The organism is Carnimonas bestiolae, from assembly GCF_051251145.1.
Lineage (GTDB): Bacteria > Pseudomonadota > Gammaproteobacteria > Pseudomonadales > Halomonadaceae > Carnimonas > Carnimonas bestiolae.
The window spans coordinates 83,151-103,666 of record NZ_JBPCZK010000004.1 but is presented as its reverse complement, the minus strand read 5'-3'; the positions used below and the strand labels follow the sequence as shown (position 1 = coordinate 103,666).

At 55.1% G+C, this 20,516-nt stretch carries 14 protein-coding genes and 2 tRNA genes; 8 read left to right on the top strand and 8 right to left on the bottom strand.

The annotated features are described in order from the left end of the window. The first annotated feature begins 4 nt into the window (after positions 1-4). Positions 5-790, top strand: coding sequence for a 4-hydroxy-2-oxoheptanedioate aldolase (gene hpaI, locus R84865_RS06815; RefSeq protein WP_435632751.1), 786 nt, complete (start codon positions 5-7; stop codon positions 788-790). A 152-nt stretch (positions 791-942) separates the two neighbouring features. Continuing rightward, a complete protein-coding gene (gene hpaD, locus R84865_RS06810; RefSeq protein WP_435639198.1) occupies positions 943-2,016 on the top strand; it encodes a 3,4-dihydroxyphenylacetate 2,3-dioxygenase in 1,074 nt (357 codons plus the stop codon). A gap of 383 nt (positions 2,017-2,399) precedes the next feature. On the opposite strand, the gene R84865_RS06805 is transcribed toward hpaD, so the two are convergent. Further along, positions 2,400-3,887, bottom strand: coding sequence for an aldehyde dehydrogenase family protein (locus R84865_RS06805; protein WP_435639197.1), 1,488 nt, complete (start codon positions 3,885-3,887; stop codon positions 2,400-2,402). A 653-nt stretch (positions 3,888-4,540) separates the two neighbouring features. Then, a complete protein-coding gene (rmf, locus tag R84865_RS06800) occupies positions 4,541-4,765 on the bottom strand; it encodes a ribosome modulation factor (protein ID WP_435639196.1) in 225 nt (74 codons plus the stop codon). A gap of 465 nt (positions 4,766-5,230) precedes the next feature. On the opposite strand from rmf, the gene rlmKL reads away from it, so the two are divergent. Next, positions 5,231-7,417 (top strand): bifunctional 23S rRNA (guanine(2069)-N(7))-methyltransferase RlmK/23S rRNA (guanine(2445)-N(2))-methyltransferase RlmL, encoded by a 2,187-nt coding sequence (gene rlmKL / locus R84865_RS06795; RefSeq protein WP_435639195.1) that lies wholly within the window; start codon positions 5,231-5,233, stop codon positions 7,415-7,417. Positions 7,418-7,838: 421 nt separating this feature from the next. Here the strand turns inward: rlmKL and R84865_RS06790 are convergent, their stop codons facing one another. After that, entirely contained in the window at positions 7,839-8,141 is a 303-nt protein-coding gene (locus tag R84865_RS06790) for a hypothetical protein (RefSeq protein ID WP_435639194.1), read from the bottom strand. Positions 8,142-8,675: 534 nt separating this feature from the next. On the opposite strand from R84865_RS06790, the gene R84865_RS06785 reads away from it, so the two are divergent. Continuing rightward, positions 8,676-10,961, top strand: coding sequence for a right-handed parallel beta-helix repeat-containing protein (locus tag R84865_RS06785; RefSeq protein WP_435639193.1), 2,286 nt, complete (start codon positions 8,676-8,678; stop codon positions 10,959-10,961). Positions 10,962-11,152: 191 nt separating this feature from the next. Here R84865_RS06785 and R84865_RS06780 read toward each other — a convergent pair whose 3' ends face one another. Beyond that, entirely contained in the window at positions 11,153-11,977 is an 825-nt protein-coding gene (locus R84865_RS06780; RefSeq protein ID WP_435639192.1) for a dioxygenase family protein, read from the bottom strand. Positions 11,978-13,236: 1,259 nt separating this feature from the next. On the opposite strand from R84865_RS06780, the gene R84865_RS06775 reads away from it, so the two are divergent. Next, complete coding sequence (locus tag R84865_RS06775; RefSeq protein ID WP_435639191.1) at positions 13,237-13,656, top strand: hypothetical protein; 420 nt, start codon at positions 13,237-13,239, stop codon at positions 13,654-13,656. A gap of 402 nt (positions 13,657-14,058) precedes the next feature. Here the strand turns inward: R84865_RS06775 and htpX are convergent, their stop codons facing one another. After that, positions 14,059-14,970, bottom strand: coding sequence for a protease HtpX (gene htpX / locus R84865_RS06770; RefSeq protein ID WP_435639190.1), 912 nt, complete (start codon positions 14,968-14,970; stop codon positions 14,059-14,061). Positions 14,971-15,205: 235 nt separating this feature from the next. After that, positions 15,206-16,420: a pyridoxal phosphate-dependent aminotransferase gene (locus R84865_RS06765; protein ID WP_435639189.1), complete on the bottom strand. Its 1,215-nt coding sequence runs from the start codon at positions 16,418-16,420 to the stop codon at positions 15,206-15,208. Between the two features lie 148 nt (positions 16,421-16,568). On the opposite strand from R84865_RS06765, the gene R84865_RS06760 reads away from it, so the two are divergent. Further along, positions 16,569-17,738: an anhydro-N-acetylmuramic acid kinase gene (locus tag R84865_RS06760; RefSeq protein WP_435639188.1), complete on the top strand. Its 1,170-nt coding sequence runs from the start codon at positions 16,569-16,571 to the stop codon at positions 17,736-17,738. Positions 17,739-17,865: 127 nt separating this feature from the next. Here R84865_RS06760 and ylqF read toward each other — a convergent pair whose 3' ends face one another. Both ylqF and msrB read right to left on the bottom strand, forming a co-directional pair. Further along, the gene (gene ylqF / locus R84865_RS06755; protein WP_435639279.1) at positions 17,866-18,816 is read right to left on the bottom strand and encodes a ribosome biogenesis GTPase YlqF; all 951 of its coding nucleotides are present in this window, start codon (positions 18,814-18,816) and stop codon (positions 17,866-17,868) included. A gap of 278 nt (positions 18,817-19,094) precedes the next feature. After that, positions 19,095-19,526, bottom strand: coding sequence for a peptide-methionine (R)-S-oxide reductase MsrB (msrB, locus tag R84865_RS06750; protein WP_435637867.1), 432 nt, complete (start codon positions 19,524-19,526; stop codon positions 19,095-19,097). A gap of 480 nt (positions 19,527-20,006) precedes the next feature. Here msrB and R84865_RS06745 point away from each other — a divergent pair. Next, positions 20,007-20,082, top strand: a tRNA-Glu gene (locus tag R84865_RS06745). Positions 20,083-20,105: 23 nt separating this feature from the next. Further along, positions 20,106-20,181: transfer RNA gene (locus R84865_RS06740), tRNA-Gly, on the top strand. Positions 20,182-20,516 lie beyond the last annotated feature (335 nt).

The window sequence follows — 20,516 nt, the reverse complement described above, 5'->3', positions numbered from 1 at the left end:
AGTGATGCCCGCGCCGATTAATCCGTTCAAACAAGCGCTACGATCTTCGTCGCCTCAAATTGGTTTGTGGCTGGCGCTCGCTAACGCCTACAGCGCCGAAATTTCGGCGGCGGCGGGTTATGACTGGCTGCTGCTGGACGCTGAACATGCGCCCAACGACCTGCCGTTGCTGCTGGGCCAATTGCAGGCAGTTCAGGCCAGCGCGAGCCACGCGGTAGTACGCCCACCGGTCGGTGAGGCGTGGATGATCAAGCAGTTGCTCGACATTGGCGCGCAAACCTTACTGATTCCGATGGTCGAAAGTGCCGCACAGGCCGAGCAGTTGGTGCGCGCGGTGCGCTATCCGCCGCACGGTATTCGCGGCGTCGGCGCAGCGCTGGCGCGGGCGTCGCGCTTCAACGCCATTGATGATTATCTGAGCACCGCCAATGAGCAAGTCTGCTTGTTGGTGCAGATCGAAAGCCGCGCTGGACTAGACGCGCTGGACGACATCGCGGCAGTTGAGGGCGTGGATGGCGTTTTTATTGGTCCCGCCGATTTGGCGGCAGACTTGGGCTTTATCGGTCGCCCCTCCGCCCCTGAGGTTCAGCAAGTGGTGGTAGATGCGCTTACGCGGCTGGGTGAAGTAGGCAAGCCCGCCGGCATTCTGACCAGCGATCTAACGCTTGCTCAGCACTATCTGACCCTCGGCGCGGCCTTTGTGGCGGTAGGTAGTGATATCGGGCTTTTCACCGCGGCGCTGTCGAAGCGATTAAGTGAATTTAGGCAGCGTCATGCTATCGATCGCTAGGCGCGGCTGGCGTGGCGTGGATGAGCAATACGGTCACACGCAATACGGGTACAGGGCACTACTGAAATACGGCGATACCGCAGCATGCAATAACCAACGCTATAAGCAACGCACAACCAGACTTCCTTGCAGCTCTTCGTGAGAGAAACACCATGACAAATGCCGACTCCACAGCGCAGGCACAAATACCCGACATACTGCGCTGTGCCTATATGGAAATTCACGTTACCGACCTTGCCGCCGCGCGCGATTTTTATGTGGGAGCGCTTGGCCTGGTGGTTACCAAAGAGTCCTCTGAGGCGCTTTATTTGCGCACCTTCGAGGAGTTCATTCATCACAATCTGGTGCTCAAGCAGGCACAGCATGCTGCTGTGGCGGCACTGGCCTATCGTGTTCGCAGCGCCGCTGATGTTGCGCTGGCTGAGGCGTATTTCAAGGCGCAGGGGTGTCGCACTGAGCGTCGCAGCGATGGCTTTGTGGACGGCGTGGGCGATGCCGTGAGGGTGGAAGATCCGTTGGGCTTTACCCTGGAGTTCTTCCACGAAGTGGAACATGTCGAGCGCTTGACGTGGCGGTACGATTTGCATATTCCCGGGGCGCTGGTGCGGCTGGATCATTTCAACCAGATTACCCCCGACGTTGCGCGCGGTATCTCGTTTGCTGAAGCACTCGGCTTCAGAGTGACCGAGGATATTTGCGATGATCAGGGTGTCCAGTACGCCGCCTGGATGTGCCGTAAATCCACGGTGCACGATACCGCAATGACCGGCGGCGACGGTCCGCGCGTCCACCACATTGCCTTTGCTACGCATGAGAAACACAACATTCTGGCTATTTGCGACAAGCTGGGTGCCCTGCGCCAGTCCGATGCCATTGAGCGCGGGCCGGGGCGGCACGGTGTTTCCAACGCTTTTTATCTCTACCTGCGCGATCCTGATGGACATCGTATTGAAATCTACACGCAGGATTACTACACCGGCGATCCCGATACCCCCAGAGTGTCGTGGGATGTTCATGATAATCAGCGCCGCGATTGGTGGGGTAATGCGGTGGTGCCGAGCTGGTACACCGAGGGATCACGGGTGGTCGATCTGGACGGCAATCTGGTGCCGTTAACGCAGCGCGAGCAGCCCAAGGAGATCGACGTGACGGTTGGCGCCGATGGCTTTTCTTACACGCGCAAGGGTGATCGAGAGAAGGGCTATAAGCTGGGAAGCTCACTGTAACGGAAGCGTTGTTGCCGTCACCGGGGTGTTTGGGTGGCGGCTTTTTTTTGCAGAAATTCAAGTCAGCAATAGGGTTTACGCATCCTGTACGGGCAACATTGCCTGCACCGCCGAACCGCCGAACCGCCGAACCGCCGAACCGCCGAACCGCCGAACCGCCGAACCGCCGAACCGCCGATACGCCGATACGCCGAACCGCCATAGGCTTTGGGTGGCGCGGTAATGGCCTGTGTTCACGTGTGGTGACGCCAGCCGGAACAGTAACGAGGCGTTGCCTCGGGAGCAGTGCGTTTAGGCAAACAGCGCGGGTGGGCACCAATAGGGCTGGCTGCGCCGCTATTGGTGCGCGTCACTACATAGCTGAGTAAGGTTGCGGTGGCGAGTTAGTAGCGCACCAGTACCGACTTGAGCTCGGTGTAGTCGTTAATGAACTCATCACCGAATTCGCGCCCCATACCCGAACTTTTGATACCGCCGAACGGCACCGCAGGGTCGAGCAGGGTGTGCATATTCACCCATAAAGTACCGGCGTTGATTTGCGGAATAAGCTGTAGCGCTTTGCTAAGATCGTTGGTCCAAAGGCTCGCCGAAAGACCGTAGGGGCCCGCGTTCATCGCCTCGATCAGCTGTTGCTCGGTGTCATATCCAATGAAGGTGCCCACCGGGCCGAAGGTTTCTTCGTGCAGCAATGAGGCATTAGGGCTATGCGCACGAATAATAGTAGGGGCGACATAGCATCCCGGGCGATCAAGCACGTGACCACCGGTAATTACCTGATCGCCTTCCTGCCGCGCTTTGGCAAAGGCGGCGTTGAGCTTCTCAAGATGAGCCCGATTGGCTACAGGGCCATAGTCCGCTTGCTCATCGATAGGGTCGCCCGGCTGCAGTTGCTCAAGGCGCTGCTTGATACCCGTTAGAACGTCGTCGAGCAATGGCTGGGGAACGTAAAAGCGCTCGGCAGCAGCGCAAATCTGGCCTTGATTAATGAAGCCGCTTTCGAAGATACCGTCGATGATTTTCTCGATCGGGCAATCGGGCAAGAATCCGGCCGCGTTCTTGCCGCCCAATTCGAGCGTAAACCGCGTTAGCCGTGACTGCAGCGCTTGAGTGCCCACGGCAATACCGGTCGGCACCGAGCCCGTAAAGCTAACCTTGGCGACATCCTGATGGCTAATCAGGGCACTGCCTGCTTCACCCTTGCCGTTGATCACGTTCAGCACGCCCGCAGGAACGCCAGCGTCGAGCGCAATTTCAGCGATACGCAGCATGGTTAGCGGGGTGAATTCCGAGGACTTGATAATCGCCGTACAGCCGGTGGCCAGCGCAGAAGCGAACTTCCATACCGCAATCATGATCGAGAAATTCCACGGCACGATGCCCACCACTACGCCTAGTGGCTCGCGGCGGGTGAACGCTGTATAACGCTCGTCACCGAAGGAGGGAATCGACGGCGTGATGGTCTCGCCCGTAATACGAGTAGCGGCGCCTGCGTAGTGGCGTAAAAACGCTGCAGCGGTGGTGATCTCGAAATTGCGCGCCAGGCTAATCAGCTTGCCCGATTGCAGCGTCTCGAGCTGCGCCAGGGCTTCGCGGTGCTGTTCGAGCAGGTCGGCTAATCGATACAGTACTTCGGCACGCTGAGCCGGCAGGGTATGGCGCCACGAGCTATTGAAAGCACTCAGGGAAGACGCCACCGCCGCCTCTATGTCGCTCGACGTCGCCGTTGCCACCGTGGCAATCGGTTGGTCGTCGCTGGGGTTGATCACCTCGATGCGCTCGGCACCGGTACCTTCGCGCGGCTGACCGTCGATAAAGTGGCCGTGCTGACGTTTGAGAAACGCAGTAACTTCAGGAAGTAGTGCTACTCGCATATCGATTTCCTCCTCGGTATATCACGGCACCAAGTGCCAGTTGGCTGGTTACGTCGGTCCTCGACGCGTTTTTCACTGCTTTCCGCATCCAGCGACTCCATCTCCCTTCATGTGGGAGAGGAGCGTGCCGACGCTAACGGCCATACCGGTTGCTTGTACGAACCGCTGTTGGCAGAGGCGACTGATGGAACGGCAAGCGTTATCGCTATTAAGTTAACAAGTTAACTAGTTTTCCGGCGATTCGCCAGCCATGAATGGTTGATAACGTGTTTTGTGCTGCTTGCGCGTCTTGCCGCATCGCCGTGGACGGCGGGTGCATTGGCGCTTACATGCTGCGACGGTGAAGTTTTCACGCGCTCGCGCCGCATCGGCGAGGCAACGATAGCGGGAGTTAAAAGGGCCAAGTGCGCTAGGAGTTCGGAGGGCCTAGGCCCATTACAGGTCTGGCGACCATCGTGGAGAAGTGCTGGCGATACCAAGAGGGGCGAAGGGCGAAGGGCGAAGGGCGAAGGGCGAAGGGCGAAGGGCGAAGGGCGAAGGGCGAAGGGCGAAGGTGGCCCAATGCAGCACGTTGTGTGGTGCGAGGCGAGTCGCAACATTTCCCACCAAAAAGGCCCGCTGCATGGAGCGGGCCTCGGTAATCAATGACGTGCCTACACGTTGGCAGTGGCGGCGTGCACGGTGGGGTTTTTATGAATGCCCGAAACGCCGGTCATTCCTTCCCACTGATCATTGCGGCCTTCGTGCCAGCCGTTAAGCCAAGCAGCGCGCTGGTTAATCACCTGAGTAGAGCAAAGATCGCGGGAGCGGCCGCTAATGCCGGCCTTGTAGCCGCGAGAAAAGGCTTGCTGGGATGGATCGCGCTTATGTTTTTTCATGGAACACCTCACATTGCTTGTGCGTAGAGGGGAAGCGGCGGAGCGCCTGTTCTTCCTCGGAGTAGCGATGTTTGGGGGATGACTCCCCATGGTTCTGCGAAAATACCTTGCTGCGATTGGCGTCGCGGGTAGACGTCAGTGATTGTGGTAAGGGGTTGAAGTGGCGCGGCGACACGATCAGTAGAGGCACGCCGTCAACAGTATGCGATAATGCTTTCCCTTACTGGCGCGAATGCGCCGTGCTGAAGCTTGTGGCTTCATGTGCTGGTGCATTTGTGCGCTCCCGTTGGGGGCTTTCTGCAACAGCTGGACTACCTGTTGTATGACATTTTGATTGCCCTGTCGATGCCTTTCCGATGCTTCTTTGGGCGAATTTTCTTTTATTGTGAACGGTGGCAGAACCCGCACGGCTTAAGGTGTTATTAACGCCATTTAGCCAAACGACTTCTGACCCTTGCAGGTGTTATGACTTCATCCAATTCCCTCGCGTTTTTTGCGACCTGCCCACGCGGCATCGAGCAACTGCTGGCATCCGAACTGACTGCGCTGGATGCCGCCATCGACGGCACCACGGTAGCGGGGGTAAGCGGGCACGCCACGCTTGAGGTGCTCTACGCATGCTGTCTGCATTCACGGCTGGCGAACCGCATCATCATGACGCTGGGCGAAGCCGAACAGGTGAGTGACGCCGACGCTCTCTACAAAGCAGCGATTGGCGTCGATTGGCCGCAGCACATCAGCGGTGGAGCAACCCTGCGGGTTGATTTTCACGGCCAGTCAGAGGCTATTCGGCACACCCGCTTTGGTGCTCAGGTAATCAAGGATGCCGTCGTTGACAGTCTGCAGCGCGCCGGTGAGGAGCGCCCACGCGTTGAGCTGCAAGCGCCGGATGTGCGTATTTACGCGCACCTGCACCGTGAGCGACTGATGATCGGCCTCGATCTGTCGGGGGATAGCCTGCATATGCGCGGCTATCGTCTGGAAGGCGGCAAGGCACCGCTCAAGGAGAATCTTGCCGCGGCGCTGCTGATTCGCGCCGGTTGGCCGGAGCGTGCGGCGCAGGGCGAGGTGCTGGTCGATCCGATGTGCGGTTCAGGCACGCTACTGATCGAAGCGGCGCTGATGGCCGCAGATATCGCGCCAAACCTGTGGCGGCGACGGTTCGGCTTTCATGGCTGGAAGCAGCATCAGGAGCAGCGCTGGCAGCAGGTGCTGGGGCAAGCGCGGGAGCGGGCGACGCGTGGCAAGAGTGCGCTAACGGCCGCATTTGTAGGTCAGGACGCCGATGCGCTGGCACTGGAAGCGGCAGGAGCGAATGCACGCCGTGCCGGCGTTGACCAATGGCTGACGCTGTCGCGTGGTGAAGTCGCGCGACTCAAGGCGCCTGCCCACCAGTCGCGCGGTTTGATCATTACCAATCCGCCTTACGGTGAGCGTATTGGTGATGTGCCTGCACTGATTCCGCTCTATCAGGCGCTGGGTGAGCGCATGCGTAGCGAATTCGGCGGTTGGCGGCTGGCGCTGTTCACCGGCAACCCCGAGCTTGGGCATCGCACCGGGCTGAAAGCGCACAAGCAGTACGCGCTGCGCAATGGTGCGATCGACTGCAAGCTGCTGCTGATCGACGTGTATGGCCGCGACGAGCGCGATGCACGGGGCATGAATAACGAAGGCGCTGCACAAGCAGCGAGCGCTGGCGTTAGTCACAGTGAAGGTGCGCAGATGTTTGCCAATCGCCTGCGCAAGAATAAAAAGCGCCTTGGCAAATGGCTAAAACGCAGTGGTACTCAATGCTATCGCCTCTACGACGCCGATATGCCGGAATACGCATTGGCAGTGGATATTTACGGCAGTTGGGTACACGTTCAGGAATACGCACCGCCGCGCTCGATCGATGCACGCAGCGCTGAACGGCGGCTGCATGAAGCACTGGGCGCGCTGCCCGAGGTGCTGGAAGTGGCTTCCGATCGCATCTTCCTTAAGACTCGTCAGCGCCAAACCGGCAAGTCGCAATACCAGCGCCATTCTTCTTCCCAGCAGCGTTTTCAGGTAGAAGAAGAGGGCGCGAAGCTGTGGGTGAACCTGCGCGATTACCTTGATACAGGGCTGTTTCTCGATCATCGGCCGGTGCGTCGCAAGCTAAAAGAAATGGCGCAGGGCAAGCGCTTTCTCAATTTGTTCTGCTACACCGGTACCGCCACCGTGCAGGCCGCGCTCGGCGGCGCGCGGGAGAGCATCAGCGTTGATATGTCGAATACGTACCTGGAGTGGGCGGCCGACAATTTCGCGCTGAACCGGCTGCATATGGGCAGGCACACGGTGGTGCGGGAAGACTGCTTCGAGTGGCTGAAGCGCGAGCGCAGCTACTTCGACCTGATTTTCCTCGATCCGCCCACCTTCTCGAACTCCAGCAAGATGTCCTCGACGCTCGACATTCAGCGCGATCACGTGCGGTTGGTCGAGCTCTGCATGGCACGCCTGGCACCTGCGGGCACCTTGGTGTTCTCTAATAACCAGCGCAAGTTCAAGCTTGATCCCGAGCTCGCCGAGCGCTTCGATGTGGAAGACATTAGCCGCCATACTATCGACCCCGATTTCGAGCGCCGTCCCGGAATTCATCACGTATTCGAAATCCGCAAGAAAAACGCCTAGCGAGCGTTGTCTCTCACCAAGCTCGGTGTTGCAGCGCCACCACCGTGGAGCGCTGCGTTCGCATACCAAGTAGCGAGCGCTCCCACGCCTTCGGTGATAGCTCTGGAGCGGCCTGCTACCGAATGGCAGGCCCCTCAGCCTATTCGCTCACCGACCGTGCCACTCTGCCGCTACGCACCTTTCCCTTTTGTTCCAGCACGAAAAAGCCCGCCGAAGCGGGCTTTTGGCAGTGGTGAAGCGAGATGTTGCTCTTTTCTATGCTGAGCCAGAGCAGTAGCGGGCTGGTGGGGGGGCAGCAGCACGATTGCCCGATTGCCCGTGCACGAAAAGCCCGTTGAAGCGAGCTTTTGGCAGGTGGCGAAGCAAGTTATCGCTGCCGCTCTCGGTGATTTATGGCGACAGCAGAGCGCCATTCACGGCATTAGGCGTCCTGCAGATCTTCCAGTAGCTTAAGTGCCTGCTGCCCCGCGCTGCTCTCTTCGGAGGTTTCCAGCACCTTATGGAAGCCGCGCGAGCGGTGAATATGATCGAGGTCATTAATCCAGGTCAGCGCCTGCTCACGAGTTTCCGCCACATCGTGGCGCAGTCCGCCGAAACGCGTGCTCTTCTGGCCCCAGGCACGACTCAGCACCCAGTCCCCCAGCATGTCCTGATGCAGATGAACCAGCAAATAGTCGTGCCCGTGCTCCCAGCGAATAATCACCTTGCTACCCCCGCGAACCATATCGATCCGCCATTATAACGGTGATCGATAGCAGCAGCGAATGCTGTGCAGAGAAATGGTCAGGGGAGGAGAGGAGCGGGGGCGCTCAGAGGTCGGCGCAAAAAAAGCCCGCTGCAGCAGGCTTTGCAGGATGGAGAACGTCGAATCACTCTCTCACAAAGCGCGGCAAGCATGATTCATCCCTGCGTATGAGAGGATAAATTGAAGATAGCGACCTAACAGCATTTAAAGGCGTGTAGTCCTTTAAAGTCATAAACGCAGGTCCCTGTCTTGTAGAACGAATAATGTAGGCATTCAGCTATTCGAAATTAACATATGGTAAATAAGGAGCTGAATATGAGCAGCAGGGCCACCTTTATTTAAAAAATTGTTAATAAAGATGCTGAAGTAACCGCCGATGATAAAGTTGGCGATAAGCTCATCGGGGAGTGGATATCCACTGGACAGCAAAACGGTTACGTATTGGTTAATCGTCGTTATTAAACTAATGGATAGGAGAGAAGTCCCTCTCTCTTTAAAAAAGAGGAATCTATCATGTCAGAGAATGATGCAATCAACTTCTTCCAGCTAGGTCTTCAGGATGGGGATGACATCGGTCCTTACTTTGATGAGGCATTTAAAAACCCGAATAAAACTTACCTGGTTCCAGAGGGACAATATCGGCTGTCCAAGGGGGAGTATAAGGATTACTTCACTGATGAAAAAAGAGGCGGCGTTGATATCCATTTCCTCGGGACGAATACATCGATCGATGTCGATGCCACCATGCCGAGCGGCTCTAACGGAAAACTCTTTGAAGTTCGTGTAGAGAAACTCAATGAGAATCCCATCTCGTTGATTAAGGATACTCACTACGGTAACAGCGTCTTCTATCCGAAGTACATCCCTTACAACGTAGAGGTGGGTGATACGGTATTGACATATGTCACTCGCGGTGGACTTGGGGAAAGTCGTGACAAGTGGACGGAAGGGCAAGTCAACATCGTTAACAACATTAACCAAGAGGACCGCAGTAACCAACATTTCAGGACTGAACAAACCTCTGTTTATAACTATCTCCATGACTTAACGCTAGAAGGGGAGGTGTACGACCGCTTCTCAGGGAATACTTTCCAGGCTTGTAAAGTGAAGTTCAAGAACCTGTCGGATAAAGAACTAGCCTATCACTATGACCAGCGTAACGTTTGGGGCGCTGTCACTTTCCCTAATGGTGATACCCAGAGCGCAGGTATCGGTGGATTTATTGAGGAAGATGCGCTCATCTATTGGTCTGATACGTACAATGAAAAAATCCTCAATGGAGATATTAAAATAAGCGTCACTTCTTCCTGCTCATTTTTCCCTAAAGTGACGTTTAAGCTTACAGGCCATTGTGAGTGGCGTGGGCATAGCACCGACTACAGCACTATCTTCACGCTCGATCATCTTCAAGATATCGTGATGGAAGATCAAGTATTTAAAGGATTTGGTCTACAGTCAGACCAGCAGCCGGTCATTTATACCCATGCCAACTGGCGCCCAAGGATCCGTCGGTGTGAGTTTAATGTTGATGGTTCCACTCCCGGGAAGAACAAAGGGCCTGGCTCAACCGGTATCAATGCCTTCTCTGACTTCAATGCGGTGATTGAGGATTGCCGCTTTAAAGGTTTCTGGCAAGCCATCAACCTTCAGGGCACTAGTAATCCTGACTCTAATGTAGGCTTTGTTCACTGCGTGGTAAGAAACTGCTACAACGATGGAGGTGGTACCGCAAGTGACGGACTGCAGGTATACCCGCTAAATGAACATGACGTGCCGTCAGGTGATAATAAGGGTAAGTCGTCCATGCTGGTTCACTTGCATGGTAATGGCGTTGGTACGGTGATTGAAGGCAACTACTGCGTCAATAGTGGTATTGTGCTTAACCGCGCAGGGGACACTATCACCCGTAACAACCATATGTACGGTGTTTATGATGGTCCTCCTATCCTGTACCACAACTTCTCGGGCGGTACCATTGAGAATAACCGGTACTACTCAAGCAACAATGATGATGCTGGGGTAAGTTGGGATAAGCTAGACGGAATCCCCAAGTCGTTTATCGGGTTTACGTCCGACTACGCCTCTTATGACGTAAGAACCCTGAAGATCATGAATAACCATGCGGAAACCTCCCGGGGTAACCTCATCACGGTTGATAGGCATAAACGCGGATTGAGGGTGGTTCGTAACGTTATCATCGGTGGCAATACATTAGGGGCAGTAATACCCGGTGGAACAGAACCGATAACACAGGGGGGACTTCTGACTCCTTATTACAGCGGTGACACCTTTAAAGCCAAGGTCGATTCCACCTTCACTGTGTTGCCGGGCAATGCGCTCGTCAATCGTGCTAATGTTGATGGGCTAAAGAAAGGCTTCGTTGACTTTGATTGGAGTAACCTGCTGACACCGGTAGATGATAGTGCAGTGACGACAGAAGACGGACAATACCTGGTTCGTATTACTTCGGGTGGATACGTTGAGATTCCTCTAAAGCACTCTGTCACTGCCATTCAACTGACGGTTATTCCTTTGATCACGAATGCGCTGTCTGATCTTGGTACACTCATTAGCGGTCTTGCGGTGCGTTCTCGCAGCGGGTGGGAGAACAGTGACCCCAACCGCGGTAAGTACGCTTTCTTGAATGCAGAAAATAAAGACCCACAAGACTTCATTACGAAGGCTAAAGCGGACGACAGTGGTAATTTGATTATTCTTGGGATGGATGGAGTTTATCGGCTGCGTATTTATAGTAAATACGCAAGCGACGTCACCCTCAGAGTGAAGTTGGATTACTAGAGTAAAGTGTCATTACCAAGGGGCCCTTAAGGGCCCCTTCTTCATACCGTGCTGTTGATGGCATTGGCAGTGGGGCGTGAATCATCTTTCCCTTTACAATGATGGACCGGCGGGAATTTCCACGCTGACCTTCATCCCATAGTGCTCCCCGCACACGCGGGGAGCACTCCCGTAAACATACCCCCACATCATTACGCAGTGGTACCCAGAGTCGCGGACGCGATCAGCGTTCCTGGTTCGTTGTAAACAACGCGCATGATATCAGTATTGCCCGATATACCACTTTGGATCCTAACGGTGTCGTTTTCGTTGGTGAATATGGAGACGCCTCTATCTTTATAGTCACTGTGCGTTGAGTGGATAATATTCGTTAGAGACTGCGGCAAATATAGCTGAGTGGATACATACACTCTATTTTCAATAAATACTTTGATATGAAAATGGACCGCTCTGGGGTTATACCAACCTGGTACAATGGTTTTGAATTTGACTCGGCCGAGGCTGTCGGAGACTTGAACACCTCGCAAGAATCTTTCCTCGTCTCTCGACTTTACGTGTCCGCTAGCATCGGCTCCACTCAGGTCTGCCTTAACATCGGGATTACTGAAAAGGTAGCCACTATATTCTCCTTTAGCATTGCAATGCCAAATCGAGACCAGTGCATTGGCGACAGGAGTGCAGTTATTATTGGAGTTAACTATTTTAATGTTAAGCTTAATCGGATAACCCGACTGACCTTCCGTGATATCTGACCGGAAGATTCTATTGTCGATATAATACGGTCCTTCTACCGCTGCCGTTGCCACGGGACAAATATCTAATCCTTCAAATGGGTCGGCTTCAAACCTGGCGGATTCTTTTACCCAATTGGTAGCTTCTGCTGCTGGGGATATCAACGAGGCGATAGGAACGAACGAGGCGGCCAGGCACGTGCCCATAAATCCTCTTCTGTTCACAAGCAAGTCGTTGGGAAGCTCATCATGAGACTGTTCAACATCATTATTCACGCTATTCATTCTTCTTTCCTCATTTTTTAGTGCGTATCGTAAGCGAGTGGTCGGCGCATTCTGCGCGCGGGATATTCTTCGCTACCTGAAGACCACTCATATCTAACGAGCTAGTTTCGCGCTATGCATTACACTGTTTCTGCTGCGCTGTTATTTAGTATCAACGGGTAGCGCTTTAGGAAACATTCAACCTAAAGCAACAACTTCTCTACCGTCGATAATCATTGCCTAAATTTTGGAAAATGAAAATAAAATAATATCGACTATATGCGAAAAGAGTATCAAGAGCGCTTCCCACGCTCTTTATCGGCAGATCAGGGGCGATAAATGGCGGCTTATCTCACTAGGGTATTAAAAAAATCAAAAATGAATAAGTAGCGGCATTATTAACTAAATAAATATTCAAAATTTTATTTAATAGTATTAGCCAGCGTAATCTCACCGTCCGAGTCCAACGACTATCTGGAAATAATCACGCGTCAATCTAGAGGAATCAGTCCATTGCCATACTGGGAAGGGGCGCATACTTGGAAGGGAAGTTACGAGCTCTCGATGATGTACGCCCGTTAATGTGTAAGGCACAGGTTTCCGCACAGGTTGACGTGCAACTCTACGTTTTCCTACGCATGGAAGGCCTGCTGAGCGGGAGCTGGCGCCCGCGGCCAACCAAGGCGACATTCGGTGTCGAGGGGGAGCGCCGCGTTCCTTTACCGCGTAGCGAGCATTCTTATGCCTTTTCCGACAGTGTTTGTAGTGAGACTGCTAGCGGTTGGTCGGCTCTCGGTCTGTTCTCTCGCTCGCTATTCGACTCTGGTATTAACACACCACACCTCTACGGCCTTATGTATAGTGCAGCTGTTGTGGCATTTGGTGTATCCCCGTGTGTGCGAGGGATACAGTTAAATTTACTCGGGTAATGGGTAGGTCGCCAATGAGAATCCGATAAGCGCACTAATTGTCCTTTAAAACATTGCTCTATGCTAAGTGGTATAGGCGCTGTGATGCGTGCAAAGCACCAAATCGGTTATTAGACTAATGTTCAATGCATTTTTAACTAATTGTTTTTGCGTCAGTTTTTGAAAAAAATTGTTACTAATTTTTGTATAATATATATGTTTCTGAAAATGCAAATAAAAATAAACTTTACACTATTTTGGGAGCGTGTATTCTTGGTCCCGTTACCATATTGAATTAATGATAAATGTGTCGGAATTAGTAGTTAGTGCTGCTGACTGCGATAATTCGCCTTTTTGGAGCGAGGAGTTTTAATGAAAACCAAATTAACGGATAATTTTAGTTATAAAAAATTTTCAGAGGAGTTGCCTGACTTCTTAAATAACCTATTGTCAACATCAGTTCTGATGGCAATATCGCTGGTTGCTATGATGAAATCTTTTAATATACTAGCCATCCCTGTGGGTATTTTCGTGATAATAGTTTTATTAGGAATGTATATCAATGTTAAAAACTTTATTAGCTGTGTTATAGATAATCCTGTGCCAAAGTCCTTGCGCCCTTTTTACAATGCAAGAGGCCCAAAACCTTTAGGCTGGTTTGTAGAGTTTTTTAAAATTCTCTTCAAAGAGAAAAAATATATACGGACTGGAGCGATAATATTCACTATAGTGGAAACGATGGTGATTGTGAATTTCTGCTCGGTACTAGTAAATATTAAATCTTTCATGTAGCATTTAACTTGGGTTGATAATGTTAATTCGTCAATATCTTCGGCTGCCCTAAAGTTAACTGTCGGTTGGTCACGCAAAATGCCAATCGTATGCCTGAAGACCGGCACTTTATTCCACTATGTAGCCGTTGATAGTGATAGCAGTTTAGCAACTCGCTTAGAGCTTCGGCGCACTTTGCGGAGCTGTTAAACCTTCCAGATATAATCCCACTCTAGAGTGAGAGTGATATTTATACGAAACGTTAGCCCCTTTCCGTTGATCAACTCGTTACATGGTTTAGTGAAGCTACGAGGGAGGGCGCTGGGGTGCCAAGAATTAGCTTCATGCTGCTACCAAAGACCGGCCTTTTGCCCACAAAAAAGCCCGCCGAAGCGGGCTTTGTAGCAAAACAATCAGCATCGCTTACTGCCGATAGGCGGCTTCTTTCAAAGCGCGAATGCGTTCTTCCAGCGGTGGGTGGCTGGCAAGCAGCTGCTGCATGATTTGCTGGGTGCGTCCTTGGGTGATCGCCATGGCGGTCATTGACTCAGGCATTTGGTCGGGCAGTTCACTTTCGCGCTGTAGTGCTGTCAACGCGTTGATCATCGCGCCGCTGCCGGCCAGTCGTGCACCAGCGGCATCGGCACGGTATTCACGCCAGCGCGAAAACCACGCCACGATGGCGCTGGCAGCAATGCCAAACACCAGTTCCAGCACCGTTACCACGATGAAGTAGCCCATAAAGCCGAGGCCGCCGCTCTGGTTATCGCTGCCGCGTGCCATAAAACTGCTGATCAGCTGTGCCACGATGCGGGCAAAGAACATCACGAAGGTGTTTACTACGCCCTGAATCAGCGCCAGCGTGACCATGTCGCCATTGGCGATATGGCCGATCTCATGTGCTAGCACCGCGCGTACTTCTTCAGGGCGCATTGAGTGCATCAGCCCGGCGGATACGGCGACCAGCGAGTCGTTTTTGTTCCAGCCGGTGGCGAAGGCGTTGGCCTGGGAAGCGGGGAAGATACCCACTTCGGGCATCTTGATACCGGCGTCGCGCGCTAGTTCGCCGACGGTGTCGAGCAGCCACTGCTGCTGCGAATCCTGCGGCTGCTCGATGATTTGCACACCAGCGCCCATTTTAGCCATGGTCTTCGACATTAGTAGCGAGATCAGCGATCCCACCATGCCGAACACGAAGCACATCACCAACAGGCTTTGCAGATTCATGCCGGTGGCGTGATACAGATAAGGTTCGATGCCAAAAAGCCTTAGCGTAATGCTGGCGACCAGCACCACGGCAAGGTTGGTAGCGAGGAACAGTGCAATCCTCATCATGTGCGGTTTCTCCAAATAAAACGTTATAGCGTTGTTATACGTCGATTCGCCCAGAGCACTTGTACGTGGTGCCTCAGTGATCAACTGTTATGGAAAGCGGCAGGCAGCATCGCGAGTTGGCGTGCTGTCCAAGTGCTTGTGTCAGGGTGGTTAGATGGGGGAGAAACGTAAATGTTCAAGTTCCGGCGCTCGCCCGTGAGTGAATTTAACGGGAATGAGCGCCGGCAAGGGAAGGTTAGCGACGTCGTGCGAGGAAGCGGCCGAGGCGGTCGATGGCTTCGCTTAGCACGTCTGCCTGCGGCAAGGTAACAATCCGCAGGTGGTCGGGACGTGGCCAGTTGAAGGCGGTGCCCTGCACCAGCAGGATTTTCTCTTCCAGCAGCAGATCAACCATCAGTTGCTCATCGTTCTTGACGTCGTAGACCTCAGGATCGAGCCGCGGGAACATGTAAAGCGCGCCCTTTGGCTTCACACAGCTAACGCCAGGAATTTCGTTGAGCTTCTGCCACGCAACATCGCGCTGGGCACACAGGCGGCCGGTCGGCAGCACTAGATCGTTGATCGACTGATAGCCGCCGAGCGCGGTCTGGATGGCGTGCTGAGAGGGCACGTTGGCACACATGCGCATGGACGCCAGCATATTCAAGCCCTGCACGAAGTCGCTGGCGTTGCTTTGGTCGCCGGAGATAATTAGCCACGATGCCCTGAAGCCTGCACAGCGATAGTTCTTCGACAGCCCGTTCATGGTCAGCGTGAGCACATCGGTAGAAAGTGCCGCGGTGCTGGTGTGGGTGACACCGTCGTAAAGAATCTTGTCGTAGATTTCGTCGGAGAACACCACCAGATCGTGCTCGCGGGCAATCGCCAGCAGTTCCTTGACCTTCTCTGGTGAATAGACGGCACCCGTTGGGTTGTTCGGGTTGATAATCACCAGCGCCCGGGTTTTCGGCGTAATCTTGGCGCGAATATCCTCGGCATCGGGCTGCCAGTCGTTCTCTTCGTCGCACAGATAATGCACCGCAGTACCGCCCGCCAAGTTGGTGGCAGCGGTCCACAGCGGGTAATCGGGCGCAGGAATCAGCACTTCGTCGCCGTTGTTCAGAAGCGCCAGCAGCGACATCTGAATCAGCTCGGAGACCCCGTTACCGATGATGATGTCTTCGATATCGACGCCTTCGATGCCCAAGCGCTGCGCTTCGTGCTGCACCGCCTTGCGTGCCGAGTAGATCCCTTTCGAATCGCTGTAGCCCTGCGCGGTAGGCAGGTTACGCATCATGTCCTGAAGAATTTCCTCGGGCGCTTCAAAACCGAACGGGGCAGGGTTGCCGATGTTCAGTTTCAGAATACGTTGGCCTTCGCTTTCGAGGCGCTTGGCGTGTTCGAGCACGGCACCGCGGAGGTCGTAGGAAACGTGCTCGAGCTTTTTGGACTTACGAATGGGAGCGTTCATTATCTAGCTACTTTGCGAGTTCGCTGGCGAATGTGTGTGAGCAAGCCAGCATACTCTACTGCGCCAGCGCTAGCCATGGCTTTGGCTTGCCGTTAGGCTTTGGTCCCAACACTTACCTTGCCAGCAGCAACGCACGGAGTTTCAGCGCATGAAAATCATTGGCATGATGTCAGGCACGTCTTTCGACGCGATAGACGCGGCCGCGGTAGAGATTACCCTCGATCACGACGTCATCACTCTGCAACTGTTGGGGATGGTCAGCAGCCACTACAGCGAGCAGACCATTACCTCGCTGAACAGAGCTTTGCCACCGGGCACACTGGATATGGCGACCCAATGTCGCTTGGATACCGAGATCGGTCAGGCCTTTGCCAAGCTGGCAGTACGTGCTGATCGCGAGCTGTGCGATGGTCAGGCGGCGCTGGTCGCCGCGCATGGTCAGACGGTGTTTCACTGGGTCGAACAGGGGCAGGTACGGGGTACCTTGCAAATAGGCCAGCCCGCCTGGATTGCAGAACAGACCGGCAAGCCCGTAGTGGCCGACTTCCGCGTGCGTGATGTGGCGGCTGGCGGGCAGGGCGCGCCCTTGGTGAGCGCGCTGGACGTGATGTGGCTACGTGGTCGTGCCAATCGCTCGGCGGCGCTTAATTTAGGAGGCATTGCCAACGTTACGGTAGTGACCGAGGGCCAGCCGCCGGTGGCGTTCGATACCGGGCCTGCCAATGCGCTGATCGATGCGGCGATGCTTCACTTCAGTGAGGGCGTTGCCAGTTTCGACCGCAACGGTGAGTGGGCGGCGCAAGGCGAGGTTGATCAGCAGTGGTTGGCGCAGCTGCTGCAAGAGCCTTATTTTGCCGAAGCGCCCCCCAAGACCACCGGCAAGGAATTATTCAACGCGCTCTATCTGCATCGAGCACTGGCACAGCGGCCCAATATCGATCCGCGCGATGCGATAGCAACCCTGACTGCGCTAACGGCACACAGCATTGCTGAGGCGCTCAAACCCTTCGCGATAGAGGAACTGGTGACGGCGGGAGGCGGCACGCACAATCAGGTATTGATGAAGATGCTGGCGGACGCTTTGCCGGGCGTTACCATCACGCCGTCGGACGCGCTGGGACTGCCTGCACAGGCCAAGGAAGCGTGCGCGTTCGCGCTGCTCGGATTTCTCAGTTGGCATGGGCTGCCGGGCACGGTGCCCAGCTGTACCGGGGCCAGCGCGGCACGGGTACTGGGGGCCTTTACGCCCGGTGCGGAGCCGCTCAGGCTGCCAGCGCCATACCAGCCGCAGGGGCGCTTGGCGCTGAAGGTGATATAAGGAAGGCGGGGCGCTCGGCGAGCAATTACGGCTCGCGACGCGGTGTTTCCTGAGCGGCTGCTTCTGCTGAAGGGTCTGCTGACGGGGCTTCTGGTGAAGAGGGCGCTGCTGAAGGCGAGTCGGCGCTCTATTCCTCCGGCGGCAAGGTAGCGCTGGGCTGTTCGTCGTGAGCGGGAATATCGTCCGGTGTTTCAAGGCTTATGCGACCCAGCGTGCCGTCACGCAGCTCGTGCAGCAGCACTTCAGCGCCGCGGTGCACGTCTACCACTCCACCGCTGCGCAAGCCGCCGCGCTTGCGCGCAATCGCCTCGACAATCGCATCGCCATCGAAACCTGCCCGCGCTAACAGATCGACGTAGATCGGGCCGTCAGCGTCCACTTCAGCGGGGGACTCTGGGCCGGTGTACTCCGGCAGCTCCTTGAGCTTGTAGCGGGCCTTGAGTGCCTCTGGGTAGCGTTTGGCAAGCTCGGCGGCGGCGATGGCCCCCACGTCGCTGTATTCCAGCGCAGTATCGCGAATAGCACCGCTGGCCGCCAAGCGATAGGCGCTCGCCTGATCCTCGATTTTCGGCCACAGCACGCCTGGAGTGTCGGTCAGGGCAATGCCGCTGTCGAGACGCACAATCTGCTGACGCTTGGTGACGGCCGGTTCGTTACCTACCTTGGCGATGCGACGCCCTGCCAAATGGTTGATCAGGGTCGATTTACCCACATTGGGAATGCCCATCACCATTACTCTGACGTCGCGGTCGGCACGAATATGGCCGGCCAACTCACGACACAGCGCCGGAATCTGCTTCAGCGCTTTTTTATCGCTGGTGACCATCGGTAGCGCACGGGTGTTCGGCTGGGCATCGAAATGATCGCGCCATTGCTGGGTGACCTGCGGATCGGCCAAGTCTTCTCGCGACAGAATCTTCAGCACTGGCTTGTGGCGAGTCAGCCCCGCCAGCATAGGGTTCGCGCTCGAGTAGGGCAGGCGCGCATCCAGTACTTCGATCACTACGTCGATGGACGGCAGCGCTTTTTGGATTTCGCGCCGCGCTTTGTTCATGTGTCCTGGAAACCAACCGAGCATCGCGGTACCTGCCTTGGGAAGAGCGTCGAATAAAAGCGGAAGCGGCGATTGTAGCGGCTTCTGCATCACAGCACCAAGGTGAAGCGGCGGATTTGCTCACACAGCAAAGAGCGGCTCTTAAGCCCAGAGTGATGATGCTCCGGCCGGGCGTGCTGCGGGACGGCAACCCCTTAGCCTGTTCGCTTATTGATTGCGCTACCTTGGCGCGACACGCCTTGCTGCCAATTTACCCGAACCGCGCCTCGCGGCAGATAGCAGCGCGTTGGCCGTCATTCGGCCTAACCTTGGGTGCTGGTCTCTTCGTCGGGCACGAAACGTAGTGCCACTGAGTTGATGCAGTAGCGTAAACCAGTGGTTTCTGCTGGGCCGTCGGGGAACACATGGCCCAAGTGAGAATCGCAGCGGCGGCAGGTGACCTCGACCCTGCGCATGCCATGGCTGGTATCGAAGTGTTCTTCTACCGCCGCATCGGCGAGCGGGCGATCGAAGCTGGGCCAGCCGCAGTGCGAGGAAAACTTGTCGTCGTTGCGAAACAGCGGCGCATCGCAGGCAATACAGTGGAAGGTGCCGCGAATTGGTGCGACTTCGTAATCACCGCTAAAGGGGGGCTCGGTGCCGGCTTCGCGGGTTACGCGATATTGCTCGGGGGTGAGTCGCTCGCGCCACTCGGCATCGCTTAAACGTACTTTATCGTTGCTGTCGTCGGTCATGAGAGTTCTTCCTGTAAAGCAACGCTCTACGGCGTTTTGGGAATGATAGAGGCGCGCTGCAGTAGAGGGTACCAAATCGTGGTGAACATGTAGTCGGCACCATGGTCGGAAATGCCGAAGCACCTCCTGCATCGTGTAGTGCCAAGGAGGGCGTCGCCAGCTTCAGCCACTGTATCCGTTGGCTTCTTCGTAAGCGAGGCGTAAGAGAAGCTTTGTTGCTTAGGATAGACGAGCGAAGTGGCGGGGTGGAAGCCAACCGCACAGCGCGTGAACCACGCTACCGGATGCGCGCAAGGTTGCAAGGGAATGTCGGTACGCGGTGGGCCGAGCTGTGTACGTAAATAGAGAAGGAGGGAGGCGGGATTCAGGTCGGGTGCCGCTGCGCTGAAAACCGACGTATATCAATACACTGTTGACACTAAAGGGGGCGCTCGGTAATATGCGCGCCACCTGATCGAGACAGTTGATCACGCAGCACATGTCCCGTTCGTCTAGTGGCCTAGGACACCGCCCTTTCACGGCGGTAACAAGGGTTCGAACCCCTTACGGGACGCCACGCGTTTCAGGTATGAAATACAAGCGGGAATAGCTCAGTTGGTAGAGCGCCACCTTGCCAAGGTGGAGGTCGCGAGTTCGAGCCTCGTTTCCCGCTCCAATTCATGAGGTGTAGATGTCCATCGATGTCTGCACTTCGCTAAAAAGGAGCCTATCGGCTCCTTTTTTTGTTCCTAAGATGTGCTCCATACAAGCGTCACAGCCTCCAGGAAGCCCTGCCACCTGCCATCCCGTTATCTCCGCAGTTTTTCTCCACTTTTTCATAACATTCAGATACCGACAGCGGACTCGACACCTTTCCTTCATTCCATCGATACCTTCCTATAGCCAACGGGGCGCGAGGCCCCGCTCATGGTATCGCCACCTAGCAGGCCAAACTGGCCTCGGGTGCTTATATGACTGCGTTGATAGTTGAGGCGTTAGCCCCCGCTCTAG

Coding starts and splice junctions, on each gene's coding strand:
- R84865_RS06765 (WP_435639189.1), bottom strand. CDS start 16,420: ATGAACGCTCCCATTCGTAAGTCCAAAAAGCTCGAGCACGTTTCCTAC.
- R84865_RS06805 (WP_435639197.1), bottom strand. CDS start 3,887: ATGCGAGTAGCACTACTTCCTGAAGTTACTGCGTTTCTCAAACGTCAG.
- msrB (WP_435637867.1), bottom strand. CDS start 19,526: ATGACCGACGACAGCAACGATAAAGTACGTTTAAGCGATGCCGAGTGG.
- R84865_RS06775 (WP_435639191.1), top strand. CDS start 13,237: ATGAAAACCAAATTAACGGATAATTTTAGTTATAAAAAATTTTCAGAG.
- rmf (WP_435639196.1), bottom strand. CDS start 4,765: ATGAAAAAACATAAGCGCGATCCATCCCAGCAAGCCTTTTCTCGCGGC.
- R84865_RS06790 (WP_435639194.1), bottom strand. CDS start 8,141: ATGGTTCGCGGGGGTAGCAAGGTGATTATTCGCTGGGAGCACGGGCAC.
- rlmKL (WP_435639195.1), top strand. CDS start 5,231: ATGACTTCATCCAATTCCCTCGCGTTTTTTGCGACCTGCCCACGCGGC.
- R84865_RS06760 (WP_435639188.1), top strand. CDS start 16,569: ATGAAAATCATTGGCATGATGTCAGGCACGTCTTTCGACGCGATAGAC.
- R84865_RS06785 (WP_435639193.1), top strand. CDS start 8,676: ATGTCAGAGAATGATGCAATCAACTTCTTCCAGCTAGGTCTTCAGGAT.
- R84865_RS06780 (WP_435639192.1), bottom strand. CDS start 11,977: ATGAATAGCGTGAATAATGATGTTGAACAGTCTCATGATGAGCTTCCC.
- htpX (WP_435639190.1), bottom strand. CDS start 14,970: ATGATGAGGATTGCACTGTTCCTCGCTACCAACCTTGCCGTGGTGCTG.
- hpaI (WP_435632751.1), top strand. CDS start 5: ATGCCCGCGCCGATTAATCCGTTCAAACAAGCGCTACGATCTTCGTCG.
- hpaD (WP_435639198.1), top strand. CDS start 943: ATGACAAATGCCGACTCCACAGCGCAGGCACAAATACCCGACATACTG.
- ylqF (WP_435639279.1), bottom strand. CDS start 18,816: ATGCTCGGTTGGTTTCCAGGACACATGAACAAAGCGCGGCGCGAAATC.